This window comes from Streptomyces sp. NPDC058964 (assembly GCF_042741275.1).
GTDB lineage: Bacteria > Actinomycetota > Actinomycetes > Streptomycetales > Streptomycetaceae > Streptomyces.
In genome coordinates this window covers 1-12,385 of the sequence record NZ_JBHYKH010000263.1, presented here as the reverse complement: position 1 = coordinate 12,385, position 12,385 = coordinate 1, and the positions used below count along the sequence as shown (strand labels likewise).

The following is a 12,385-nucleotide window of genomic DNA, read 5'->3' as shown; positions in this document are numbered from 1 at the left end:
CGGCGTACCTCCAGGCGTTCATGGCAGGCGACGGCATGGGCCAGGCCGCCCGCGTCGCGCGCGTCCTGCACGGGCAGGACGGCACGCACGACGGCGTGGTGCTGTCGAAGGAGTCCGAGGGGATCGTCGCGCAGTTCGGCCAGGGCGTGCAGGCCGCGACCAGCCTCGCCAAGGACGGCAAGATCACGCTCCCGCCGAACTACCTGGACAAGCTGACGAAGCCGGACGGCGACGACATCTGGTCCGTCGGCATGCTCTTCAAGTACGGCCCGGACGGAGACAAGTGGGACCCCCACGTCCTGTCCGCGGTCGGCGGCGCCATGCTCGACTGGCGGCAGAAGAATCCGATGCGTCCCGACTACGTAGCACCCGACTTCTCCACGGGGGGTTCAGGCGGCTACGTCGAAGGTAAGGACGACAACTACTGGTACAAGTCGCTCGGCCTCAGCGTCGATTACCTCAAGGGCAACAAGGGAGCCGACGCGAAGATCGCCGCCATCGACGCGAACGACCCCTCGCTCGCCCTCATGCAGCGCCTCAGCCAGAACCCGGACGCGTCACGCCTCGTGCTGACCGGGAAGGACGGCGCGAACCACGCCGCGGCCCTCGTCAGCGACAAGTGGGCCACCCCCGGCCCACACTCCTTCGACGACGCCAAGTTCCCCGCCGCCGTCATCCGTTTGGCGACACTGGACCGTCAGAACCATGCCAAGGAGTCGGCGGAGGCGGCCGCCAATGTGATCAACGCAGGCGCCGCCGAGTACGCCAAGGAAAAGAACAAGAACGACTACGAGAAGTCGCAGTACCCGGTCAACAAGGGCATCACGCAGGCGCTGTCGACGGTCTTCCAGGCATACGTGACGGACTTCGCGAACTCGACGGGCACGTCGAAGCAGCCGGCATATGCGGGCGACGGGGACCAGATCGTCGTGGGCCGCGAGCATGCCCTGGACTTCCTCAGCGAGATCATGCAGAACGAAGACGAGGCCGGAAACGTAGTCGAGGCGACCAACGCTCAAATCAGGCTGCGGGCACAACAAGGCCTGGACAAGCCCGATACCGCCGGGTTCCTGAGCGACCTGGGCGAACTGCGTGGCGAGGTGTCCGCGGCCGGCAAACAGGTCAACCTGGATGCTGCCGCCCTGACGGACGCGGCACACACCAAGGAACTGCTCTGGTTCAACATCATCTCCAGTGGCATCGCCGCCGTCCCGGCCCCGGAGATGAAGGTCGTGCCGAACACGGACATCAGGCCCTGGATCCAGGCTGCGATCTGGGCCGGCATCCCTTACGCCGACAGCAAGTTCTCGACGAACAACGCCGCCACCGTCGAGGCCGACTCCAAGGGTAAAATGTTCGACTCGGCCGCCTCCATGCGCGTCCCCATTGCCGAGGGTCTAATCCGTGCGGGCAAGATCAAGCCGCCGGCGAGCCACCCCGAGTGGGCTGATGGCCACATCACATTCCGCAAGGACACACAGGACTTCGATCAATTCAACCTCTGGTGGTCGACAGACGTCAAAGAAATGCAGAACCATTTGCCTGACAAGACGGTTGACGACATGTGGAACGGCTTCAAACGTGGTTCCGAATAGGAACAGGGAGGTGTCGCAGGTGCCGACGTCCAAAGTCTCGACGACGGCTGTGCGCGGTTTCGCCCGTGCCCGCCGTGGTTTTCTGCTTTTGGCAGCCGTTGGCATGCTCGTCGTCGGCACCGCCTGCGATGGCGGCGGTGGCGACGATTGGCAGGCGCCGGGCAAGGGGCAGGCCGCAGTCCTGTTGGACGGCAGGCACTCCGAGGCGCTCGACCTCCTGCTGGGCGGCGATGTCAAAGGTCTGACCACGGCTGCGAACGGCACCGTCTATGTGATGCTCGACGGTATCCAACGCGTCAAGAACGACCGCACAGTGGAGTCGTTGCGGCCCAACCTGACCGAGGGTTCGTCCGGTCTGGTCGCGTTCTCGGACGGCTCCCTGGTCTTCGGTAAGGATCACGCCATCGAGAAGTACGGCCGGGACCAGCAGGTGAGCGTCCTGGCGGGCGTCCCCGGCAAGGGACGGTCCGCCGCGGTGCCCGTTCCGAAGGCAATCACCGCTGCTGGCTTCCGGTTCGGTGACTACGCCGTCACGCCCCTGGGCGTCCGTCCCGACGGGGCCCTGATCGTGCTGGACGGCGATGTTGTCTGGTCGTTGGCCAATGGCCGTCTTACTCGCCTGTACGAGGTTCCGGCGGCCGACCGGAAGACCCGGGGGCTGGATCCCTACCCCGCCGCCGCCGTCGACCGGAAGGGCACGGTCTACGTCTCCAGCGGCCCGCGGGCCAGCTCGGCCAGGTTCTCGAACGTCGCGGACATCGTGGCCGTCCACACCGATGGAACAGCCGCTCCCATCGCTCTGCCCCAGTCCGTCGCAGGCATCAAGGGGAAACCGGGCGACTTGACGGTCAACTCCCTCACCGGGGATGACGCCGACGGCATCTACGCCAGCACCTTCAACGACGACGGGATGTACGTCCTGCATATCCACGCCGGGCGGGCGGACCTGGTGGCGCATTACGCGTACGCACAGGGTAAGTCGTCGCGCTCTTCGGGGGAGTGCGCGTTGAACCACCCGGTGGACGCCAAGAAGTTGACGTGCCGGCTGCCCACCACCATGACCTACGGGGACGGGAAGCTCGTGCTCGGCGGAAACGAGCACTACCTCCTCCAAATCGGCCTCAAGTAACGGGGACCATCAATGGGCATACCTGACGAAGACAAGCTCGGCTCTCTCTGCCGCCAGGACATGAACAAGATCGAGGCGTCCGTCTCGAACATCCGCTCCGCCATCACCGCCGTAAACAACCTGATCGGCTGCCAGACCTGGGTCGGTGCCGCCGCCGACAAGTGGGGCAATGACTTCCAGGGCCGCATGGGGGCCCTCGGCAAGCTGTTCGACTCCTATCCCCCGGAGGAGCAGCGTCTGGTCACCAAGGCCCAGAAGGACCAAGCGAAGATGGATCGCAAGCGGACCGGTGGAGGGGCGTAGGGCCGACGGTCCCTGGTGGTCGGGGTCGGCCTTCATGGAGGTGTGGTAACTGCCCTACCTTCGTGGCAACTTGATCGGTTCGTTCATTTGTTAGCATCTGCACCCAGTGCCTGGCGGCCGATCGACTACGGGGTTGACATGGGAAGACCGGACGAACGGGGCGAGACGCCTGCCCAGTTGCGGAAACGGGCGGATGACCTGCGCGAGTGTGCCCGCAAGGCGCGAGCCCTTGCCGGGTCGCTCGGGCCGTATCTCGACAGCGCGGCGGCCCAGGCGACACAGGGGATATGGAAGGGCCCGTTCGCAGAGGCATCCACCGCGACACTCGGCGCCCGCAAGGGCTCACTGCACTCGATGGCCGGTGATCTGATGGCCGACGCCCGGCGTTGGGAGACCGAGGCGCGCAACCTCGACGAAGAGGCCGCCAAGGCCAAGAGCGACAAGCCGGGCGGGTGAGCTGATGCCATTCGCCGGCTTCGACATCCCGAAGATACGCAGCCTCGGGAGCAGCCTGACGACACTGGGCGACAACGTGGGCAAGCTGCACAGCGACATTTCCGCGGTGCTGACCCAGGCCCAGAGTCTGCTCGGCGGCAAACCCGCCACCACGAGCCCGGCCCTCGAACCCCTGGTCGGCAACCCCTTCTCCTTCTGGCCCTTCGGCGCCGGCACCCTGCCGGGGTCACTGCGCGGCGAGCTGCACGACATGTCCGACTCGATCACGCGCCGCTGCAACCAACTGGAGAAGTGCAACGACCTGCTCGCCAAGGGGTACGACATCGACCCGGCGCTCGCCTTCGCCGACGAGAACGCCCCCGACGAGAAGAAGATCACCCAGGCACTGGCGGACATCGCCGCACTGGACGGCAAGGACTTCGGCGACGACGGCAACCGCGACGATCTGAACAAGGTCAAGGACGAACTCGACGCCCTGACCCCCGCCGAACTCGACGCCTTCCTGGCCAAGGTCCCGGCCGCGGACCTCCGCCGCTACGGCGACCTGGCGAAGAAGACCGACGACAGCGGCATGTGGTGGTGGGAGTCACACGACGGCATTCCCGCCGGCGCGTTCCGCGACCACCTGAGCGGGCTGCTGAAGAAGACAGGGCCGTCACACTGGGCCAAGCTGGAGGCGGCGTTCCCGGGGATACAGCCGGGATTCGACACCACGGACGCGTGGCTCCAGGGATACAACTCCCAGCTGAACCAGGGTGTGCAGGGCATGCACTACGGCACGCCGGCCGATCCGTTGTTCGCCACCCCGGGAAAGGTCGACGCGTCGAGCATCTCGCAGGGTCAGTTCGGGGACTGCTGGTACATCGCGTCCCTCACCGCGACAGCGCAGGCGGATCCGAAGTTCATCGCCGAAGGGATCAAGCAGAACCCCAACGGCACGGTGGACGTCCGGATCTGGGACAAGGACGGCAATCAGCACTGGGTCACCGTCACCCCCGACCTTCCGATGGACCAGAACGGGAACCTCGTGTCGGCGCATGGAAACGGGGAGACCTGGCCCGCGTACTACGAGAAGGCGTTCGCCCTGATGTACGGCGGTGACAAGGGCGGATCCCCTGACAACCATATGGGGGACAAGCTCTACGACCGCGCCGAGTCCGGCGACTACGGTGCCGTCGAGTGGGATTTCACCAACATGGCCCCGCCCTATGTGACCGGTCACGACTCCAAGTCGCTCGACAACAACCTGGACTCCATCAAGAAGTCCTTCGAGTCGCATCACCCGGTGATCGTGGCGACCGGGTCCGTCGACCCCAAGGACGTACCGAACGAATGGAAGAGCAGCTTCGTCAGCCGGCACGTCTTCTACGTCAAGGGATTCACCCCTGACGGCAAGATCATCCTCGGCAACCCGTGGGGTGGCGGCGCTCCGGACGTCGAGGCGACGGCCGATCAGTACGAGAAATACTTCAACACCCCACAGGAACTGCAGGTGAAGAAATGAGAATCGCGAAAATCGGCGGTGCTGTCTGCCTCACGCTGATGCTCGCCGCCTGCGGTACGGACGGCGGTGCCAAGACATCGGACACCACGCATCCCTCGGCTACCTCCTCGGCCTCCTCCTCGTCGCCACAGCCCGTGCCGGCCGCCGACAAGGGCCCGGAGTGCGACGGCGGCAAGGACGCCAAGGGCGTGCACGTCCTACGGGGCGGAACCGCCGCCCTGCCGGGCGGCGGCAAGGTGACCTACGCGGAGGCGGGCGCCGACGGGAAGCACCGCACCGCGGTGCTGTCCCTGGGCACGACCAAGCAGACCGTGGCAGCGGGGCGAAAGGTCACCCTGAAGGGGCATTCCTTCACGGTCGCCCAGATCTGCACCTACCGGGTGGTCCTGACCACGCCGGACCACAGCGGCACGAACGAGGGGGCGCACATGGCCAAGTGGCCGACGACGCAGGACGGTCACTGGCGGCTGCGCTGGCACGTGCCCGACAACGGGCCTGCCATGGGAGCCGTCCTGTCCGACATCCAAAGTGGTCCGCCCCGGGTCTCGATCAGCGTGACGGCCCCGGGCCAGGGTCAGCTTGCCTTCTATGACGACGTACGCGGCGGCAGCACCGTCGAGATCGCGGGTCGGCTGTGGAAGGTCGTGACCATCGACGCCGGGCACATGGACGTCGAGATGAACTCGCCCGATTTCAAGGCGGGATACGTGGACTTGCGTGAGGTCGGCGACGCCTGACGGTTCTGAGCTGTACGGGGTTTCCGTATCCTGCCGCACCCGGCCTGTCTCACCGACTCGTCGAGTGGGTCGCCATGCTCCTCGTCACCCGCGAGGGTGACCGCCACTGCAAACTCCCGCCGCACCGGCGTGCCCTGCGTCAGGGCGATGCGGCGCAGGCGCGGCGAGCGGCAGCGGGGCCCCGGGCCGGCGCCCTCCGGCCCCCGGCGGGGGTAACCAGCTCCACGGCGCCCCGGGCCGCTCCTCATCGATCTGCTCGAACTTGTCGGCCGCGTTGGTGAGGTAGTCACCCATGCCGTCCAGGCCGTCGAGGGTGTCCTTCGTTCCCCGCACGAACTCGTCGAAGTTCTCGTCGAACGCCTTCGACGAGCTCTTGGTGACGTAGCCGGACTCGACCAGGTGGGCGATGTACTTGCGCAGAGAGTCGAGCTTCTCGTGGAGCTTCTCCTTCTCCTTCACGACATGCTTGGCCGCGTCGCGCATGTCCTGGTATGTGACGTCAAGGTCCTTGGCCATGAAGCCGCTCCCTCTTCAAACCACCGCCGGGCCAACCTTCGTGGCTCCCTGTGCGCGGACGAGACAGGTGGGACGCACAGTTCCACCGGGGTGACCGTCCGCTCTTGCCGCAGCAGCCTACGGCCGTTGCACTCGCCGTTGCCATCGGGAAGCCCGCCCGCCTCCGTTGCCTCGCGGCCGGACGGAGTGGATATCGTCAGCCACTCACCGTGACCTGCGTGGCGAAAGCGGCCACAGGGGCTTGGGGAGGACATGCGTGCGCCTGACTCTGACCGTCGTCGACCCGTTCGGCGGGGGCTCCGCCGACGTCGTGCTCGACGCCGATCCCGAGTCCACCGTGGGCGACATCGCCCGCGAACTGGTCAAGCGGGTAGGGCAGTCCGGGGCGCAGGTCATCCCCATCGGACAGCACGGGCCGGTGCCCGCGGGCGGTGCGCCGCTCGTGTACGTCGACGGGTACGCCGTCGATCCGACCGCGACCGTGGTGGGTTCACCGCTGCGGGAAGGGGCCGTGGTCAGCCTCCAGGATCCCGCCGGCTGCCTGCCCGGAGAGCCCTCCGGTCTCGTCGAACTCCGCGTCGTGGGCGGGCCCGTGTCCGGGTTCGTGCACCGGCTCGGGGTGGGTCGGTACGACATCGGCAGCGGGCCGGCGTCGTACGTCCGGATCGAGGATCCCGAACTCGACGCGCGTGCCCTGACGTTGTCAGTCGCAACGGACGGCACCTGCAAGGTCACCGTCCACCAGGACAAGGAGGGTGTCACTCTCGACGGCGAGAAGATCGAGGGTGACTCCTGGCCGCTGGGCGCGCAGATCGCCGTCGGCAACAGCCTTCTGGAGCTGGCCCGTTACAGCCCGCCCAACGCCGCGCTCAAGTGGTCCGAGGACGGGGTCGGGCTCGACTACAACCGACCGCCGAGGCTCCGCCCGCCGGACCGTCAGACCAAGTTCCGGCTGCCCCGCCCGCCCCGGGAGTACGAGGCCCGGCCGTTGCCCTGGCTCATGGCGCTCACCCCGCTCGTGGGCTCCGTGGTGTCCGTGCTCATCTTCCACCGCTGGTACTACCTGATCATGGCGGGGCTCAGCCCCATCATGCTCTTCGCCAACTACTTCATGGACAAGAAGCACGGGCGCAAGTCCCATGCGAAGCAGGTCAAGGAGTACAAGGAGCACAAGGAGCGGATCGAGAAGGACGCGCAGGACGCCCTGGCGGCGGAGCGGCACGACCGGAGGTGCGCCGTTCCCGATCCGGCCGCCGTGCTCTCCCTCGGCACCGGTCCGCGTACCCGGCTGTGGGAGCGTCGGCGTACCGACCGCGACCATCTGGTCGTCCGGGTCGGGACCGGGCGGCTGCCCTCCGAGGTCGTGCTCGACGACCCCGAGCAGGACGATCACCGGCGTCGGGTGACCTGGACCATCGAGGACGCTCCGGTCGCCCTGTCCCTGCGCTCCCTCGGTGTCATCGGCATGGCGGGACCCGGCGACTCCGCCCGCGCCCTCGGCCGGTGGGCGGTGGGCCAGACCGCCGCACTGCACAGCCCGATGGACGTGCAGTTCTATGTCCTCAGCGAGAACAGCGCGCAGCGCGACTGGGACTGGGTGCGCTGGCTGCCGCACGCCCGCCCGGCCGGCGGCCAGGACGTCAACGTCCTCATCGGTACCGACGCCGAGACCGTCGGCGCCCGCATCGGCGAGCTGACGCAGATCCTCGACGCCCGCGAGAAGGCCGCCGAGCAGAGCCGCGGCCAGGGCACCAGCTTCAGCGACCCGGACATCGTCGTCGTATGGGACGGGTCGCGGCGGCTGCGGTCCCTGCCGGGTGCCGTACGGCTGCTGCGCGAGGGTCCCGCCGTCGCGATGTACGCCGTCTGCCTGGACGCCGAGGAGCGGTTCCTGCCGGGTGAGTGCCAGGCGTTCGTCGTAGCCGAGCCCAAGGCCCGGGAGTACGACTCCCCGGGTGCCGCGCAGCCTTCGGTCCCGCAGCAGGCCGCCGGGGGCTTCCCGTCGTTCCAGGCCTGGCACGCGGCCGGTGCCGAGCCGCAACGCGACGAGGAGCCGCGGGAGTTGCGGCTGCGCGTCGAGGAGGCGGGCGCCGAGGGCGTCGAGGACGTGCGCCCCGACTTCGTGTCCGCCGCCTGGGCGCTGCGCCTGGCCCGCTCCCTGTCGGCCCTGCGCGACATCAGCGGCGAGACCGAGGACTCGGCGCTGCCGGGGGCCAGCCGGCTTCTGGACGTGCTCCAGCTGGAGCCGCCGACGAGCGATGCCGTCGTCGCACGGTGGCGGATGGGCGGGCAGTCGACGCTCGCGGTGATCGGTGAGTCGTACGACGGTCCGTTCGGCATCGACATGCGCAGGGACGGCCCGCACGGTCTGATCGCCGGCACCACCGGTTCCGGCAAGTCGGAGCTGCTGCAGACCGTCGTGGCGTCGCTGGCCGTGGCCAACACGCCGGAGAACATGACCTTCGTCCTCGTCGACTACAAGGGTGGCTCGGCGTTCAAGGACTGTGTGAAGCTGCCGCACACCGTCGGTATGGTCACCGACCTCGACGCGCATCTCGTCGAGCGGGCCCTGGAGTCGCTGGGCGCCGAGCTGAAGCGCCGCGAGCACATCCTGGCCGCCGCCGACGCCAAGGACATCGAGGACTACCAGGATCTCGTTCGCAGGGACCCCTCGCACGCGCCCGTGGCCCGACTCCTCATCGTCATCGACGAGTTCGCGTCCATGGTGCGCGACCTGCCCGACTTCGTGACCGGTCTGGTCAACATCGCCCAGCGAGGCCGTTCGCTCGGCATCCATCTGCTGCTGGCCACGCAGCGGCCGAGCGGTGTCGTGTCCCCCGAGATCCGGGCCAACACCAACCTCCGTATCGCACTGCGCGTGACGGACGGCGGCGAGTCGAGCGACGTCATCGACTCGCCCGAGGCCGGGCACATCTCGAAGAACACGCCGGGCCGGGCGTACGTACGGCTCGGCCACGCGTCCCTGGTCCCCTTCCAGTCGAGCCGGGTCGGTGGCCGCAGGCCCGGTGCCGCCGACCGCGCCGCCCTGGCCCCCTGGGTGGGCGAGCTGTCCTGGGAGGACCTGGGCCGGACCGCGCTGGTGAAGCCGAAGGCCGAGGCGCGCGAGGACGAGGAGATCACCGACCTGAAGGTGCTCGTCGACGCCGTCCGCGACGCCAGCCAGGCGCTCGGCATCCCGGCCCAGCACAGCCCGTGGCTGCCCGCCCTCGCCGAGACGCTGCTGCTCGACGAGATCGAGGCGCCGGCCGGGACCCTCGCCCCGGGCAGGCTGCCGCCCGCGCCGTACGGCGTGGAGGACCTGCCGGCCGACCAGGCGCGCCGCCCGGTCGTGGTCGACTTCGCGACGTTCGGGCATCTGATGATCGGCGGTGCGCCGCGCAGCGGCCGCTCGCAGGTGCTGCGGACCATCGCGGGCTCCCTCGCCCGCACCCACTCCTGCGCCGACGTCCACCTGTTCGGCATCGACTGCGGCAACGGCGCGCTGAACGCGCTGACCCGGCTGCCGCACTGCGGCGCGGTCGTGGGCCGCAACCAGACCGAGCGGGTGATCCGCCTGGTCAACCGGCTCAAGGGCGAACTCGGCCGCCGTCAGGACCTGCTGGCGCAGAAGGGTCACGCCGGCATCGGCGAGCAGCGGGCCGCGGCCCCGGAGGACGAGCGGCTGCCGCACATCGTCGTGCTCCTCGACCGCTGGGAGGGCTGGGTGCCCACCCTCGGCGAGATCGACCACGGGTCGCTGACGGACGAGCTGACCACGATGATGCGGGAGGGCGCGAGCGTCGGCATCCACCTGGTGCTGACCGGTGACCGCACGCTCCTCGTCGGCCGTATCGCCACGCTCACCGAGGACAAGTACGGCCTGCGCCTCGCCGACCGCAGCGACTTCTCCACGCTCGGCGTCCCGGCCCGCAAGGTGCCGGAGGAGATCCCGGCGGGGCGTGCCTTCCGCAACGAGTCCGGTACGGAGACGCAGTTCGCGCTGCTCGCCGAGGACACCACCGGTCAGGGCCAGGCCGCGGCGATCGGCGCGATCGGTGAGGCGGCCACGGCGCGGGACGCCTCGGTCCCGCGCTCGCGCCGCCCGTTCCGGGTGGACAGCCTGCCCAGGCGGATCTCCTTCGCCGACGCCTGGGAGATGCGCGACCCGGAGGCCTCCCGCTCCCGGCTGTGGGCGCTGGCGGGCCTCGGCGGCGACGAGATCGTCGGCTTCGGGCCGGACCTGGCCGACGGCGTGCCGTCGTTCGTCATCGCGGGCCCGGCGAAGTCGGGCCGCTCGACGGTCCTGATGAACTTCGCCCAGTCCTACCTCTCGCAGGGCATTCGGCTGGTCGTCGCGGCACCCCGTCGGTCGCCGCTGCGCGGGCTCGAGGGTACGGAGGGCGTACTGAAGGTCTTCACCGGTGACGACATCGACGAGGCCGACTTCGAGGAGGTCATCGACTCGGCGTCGCCGGAGGAGCCGATCGTGGTGCTCGTCGACGACGGCGAGATCCTCGAGGACCTGGACGCGGAGAGCCACATGAAGCGGATGGTCTCCCGTGGCGCCGAACGCGGCCTCGCGCTCGTCATCGCCGGTGACGAGGAGGATGTCTGCAGTGGCTTCTCCGGCTGGCAGGTCGATGCCAAGAAGGCCCGCCGGGGCATCCTGCTCTCCCCGCAGGAGTCCTCGAGCGGCGACCTGATCGGTGTACGGCTGTCCCGGAGCATGGTCGGCGGCCAGGTCGTCCCGGGGAAGGGCATGCTGCACCTGGGCGACGGCGAGCTGCGGACGGTGGTGATCCCGGGGTGAGCGGAGGATCGGCGAGGCCGGGCCGGGCGAAGGCGGGGCCGGTCTCCGTCACCACCGGGGGGAGCGGGACCGTACGACCGCCCGGCCCGCCGGTGAGCCCCGTCGACGCCGATTCGACCGCGACAGGGCGGCGCGGATCGCGGCCGGGTGTCTTCTGGGCGCCGCGATCGTCGGCCTCGTGGTGCTGACCCGCTTCTGGGGCCCGCGCATCTGGACCGGGCTCGCCCCCGCCTGGCCCGGCGGCGGTTACGGGTTCGCCGTCACCACGGGAGCTGTGCTGCCCTGGACCGCGGCCGCGATGATCCTGCGCCTGGCCCGCGTCGACTGGAACGAGCCCGGGCGGCGGTGGATGGTCCGGTTCACCCAGTCGGTGCCCGGGACGGCGGCGTCGGCCGCGGTCGTCGTGGTGCTCCTCGGAGCCCATCGGCCCGAGCCCGGTCACCGCGGCTTCGCCTGCCACCGCGTGGGCGAGCCGTGCTGGGTGCACCAGCGGTACCCGCGCATCGCGCTCGCCGTCCTCGCCGCCGCCGTCGTCGTCTCGGACGCGCTGCAGATCCCCCCGCTCGTCCACTCCGGACGCCGCGGCCGGCTACCTGACCTTCGACATCCGTGCCACCGGATTGCCCTCGGCCGAACTGTCCGACGTGTATGTGAGGTCGTCGCCGACCGGCGTCAACTCGACCGAGTGGGGGGCCGGGTTGCAGCCGTCGTGGTTTCCCTCGGCCCCCACGGAGGTCGCGACGATCTGGGTCCTCGTCACCTTCTTCAGGGTGAGTACGTCGGTACAGACGCCGCCGAGCTGGTCGGTCTGGGTCATGCGGCCCAGTTCCTCGCCGGGACCGGCCGCGTGGACCGTGAGCCGGAAGGTGCCGATGGGGAGATTGCCGTCGAGGGCGGTGCCCTGGCCCTCCCAGGTGCCGAGGTAGCGGGCGGGAACGGCGGTCGGCGCGGTGCCCTCGCCGGGGCTGGAGGAAGCGCTGGAGGAGGTGCTGGGGGAAGCACCGGAGGAAGTCGTGGCGGCGGCGCTCGGCGCCGGGGAGTAGGCGTTGCCGCCGCCCGCGTCGCCGTCTCCGCCGAGCATCGGACGGAGCAGGAACCCCACTCCCACGGTCACCGCGGCCAGCGCCCCGGCGACGGCCAGTGCCACCGTGCAGCTCACCCGGCGCCCGCGGCCGCCCTCGCCCGGGGCCGAGCCGGCCGTCATGGTGACGGACACCTTCCCCGGCCGCTGCCCGGCGGGCCCCGCGTCCCGCGGCCCGGGCCCGCAGGTCGGGGCCCCCGCCCCCGCGTCCCGGGCGCCCGGGGCGGCGGTCGGCGGGCCCGGCGCGCGCGGCC

At 69.6% G+C, this 12,385-nt stretch carries 8 protein-coding genes and 1 pseudogene; 7 read left to right on the top strand and 2 right to left on the bottom strand.

Annotation, left to right across the window (positions count from 1 at the left end; all coding sequences use genetic code 11):
* The 6 genes from ACFW2E_RS27885 to ACFW2E_RS27860 form a co-directional block, all read left to right on the top strand.
* On the top strand, positions 1-1,595 hold a 1,595-nt coding region (locus ACFW2E_RS27885), incomplete at its 5' end, for a hypothetical protein (RefSeq protein WP_384469823.1).
* Between the two features lie 10 nt (positions 1,596-1,605).
* Positions 1,606-2,724 (top strand): hypothetical protein, encoded by a 1,119-nt coding sequence (locus tag ACFW2E_RS27880; RefSeq protein ID WP_384469822.1) that lies wholly within the window; start codon positions 1,606-1,608, stop codon positions 2,722-2,724.
* Positions 2,725-2,784: 60 nt separating this feature from the next.
* A complete protein-coding gene (locus ACFW2E_RS27875) occupies positions 2,785-3,027 on the top strand; it encodes a hypothetical protein (RefSeq protein ID WP_384469821.1) in 243 nt (80 codons plus the stop codon).
* Between the two features lie 138 nt (positions 3,028-3,165).
* The gene (locus ACFW2E_RS27870) at positions 3,166-3,483 is read left to right on the top strand and encodes a hypothetical protein (protein ID WP_384469820.1); all 318 of its coding nucleotides are present in this window, start codon (positions 3,166-3,168) and stop codon (positions 3,481-3,483) included.
* 4 nt (positions 3,484-3,487) lie between these two features.
* Positions 3,488-4,987: a C2 family cysteine protease gene (locus ACFW2E_RS27865; RefSeq protein ID WP_384469819.1), complete on the top strand. Its 1,500-nt coding sequence runs from the start codon at positions 3,488-3,490 to the stop codon at positions 4,985-4,987.
* Complete coding sequence (locus tag ACFW2E_RS27860) at positions 4,984-5,724, top strand: hypothetical protein (protein ID WP_384469818.1); 741 nt, start codon at positions 4,984-4,986, stop codon at positions 5,722-5,724. Before ACFW2E_RS27865 ends, ACFW2E_RS27860 begins: the two co-directional genes overlap by 4 nt.
* An 84-nt stretch (positions 5,725-5,808) precedes the next feature.
* Here the strand turns inward: ACFW2E_RS27860 and ACFW2E_RS27855 are convergent, their stop codons facing one another.
* On the bottom strand, positions 5,809-6,207 hold the full coding sequence (locus ACFW2E_RS27855) for a WXG100 family type VII secretion target (protein WP_384469824.1): 399 nt from the start codon (positions 6,205-6,207) through the stop codon (positions 5,809-5,811).
* A gap of 289 nt (positions 6,208-6,496) precedes the next feature.
* On the opposite strand from ACFW2E_RS27855, the gene ACFW2E_RS27850 reads away from it, so the two are divergent.
* Positions 6,497-11,050: an FtsK/SpoIIIE domain-containing protein gene (locus tag ACFW2E_RS27850; protein ID WP_384469817.1), complete on the top strand. Its 4,554-nt coding sequence runs from the start codon at positions 6,497-6,499 to the stop codon at positions 11,048-11,050.
* A 589-nt stretch (positions 11,051-11,639) separates the two neighbouring features.
* On the opposite strand, the pseudogene ACFW2E_RS27845 reads toward ACFW2E_RS27850, so the two are convergent.
* A pseudogene (locus ACFW2E_RS27845) lies at positions 11,640-12,385 on the bottom strand (serine/threonine protein kinase); the annotation flags it as partial.

What these genes read in the sequence shown, in the direction of transcription:
- ACFW2E_RS27855 (WP_384469824.1), bottom strand. Translation starts at nt 6,207, where the DNA reads ATGCGCGACGCGGCCAAGCATGTCGTGAAGGAGAAGGAGAAGCTCCAC.
- ACFW2E_RS27865 (WP_384469819.1), top strand. Translation starts at nt 3,488, where the DNA reads ATGCCATTCGCCGGCTTCGACATCCCGAAGATACGCAGCCTCGGGAGC.
- ACFW2E_RS27875 (WP_384469821.1), top strand. Translation starts at nt 2,785, where the DNA reads ATGAACAAGATCGAGGCGTCCGTCTCGAACATCCGCTCCGCCATCACC.
- ACFW2E_RS27860 (WP_384469818.1), top strand. Translation starts at nt 4,984, where the DNA reads ATGAGAATCGCGAAAATCGGCGGTGCTGTCTGCCTCACGCTGATGCTC.
- ACFW2E_RS27870 (WP_384469820.1), top strand. Translation starts at nt 3,166, where the DNA reads ATGGGAAGACCGGACGAACGGGGCGAGACGCCTGCCCAGTTGCGGAAA.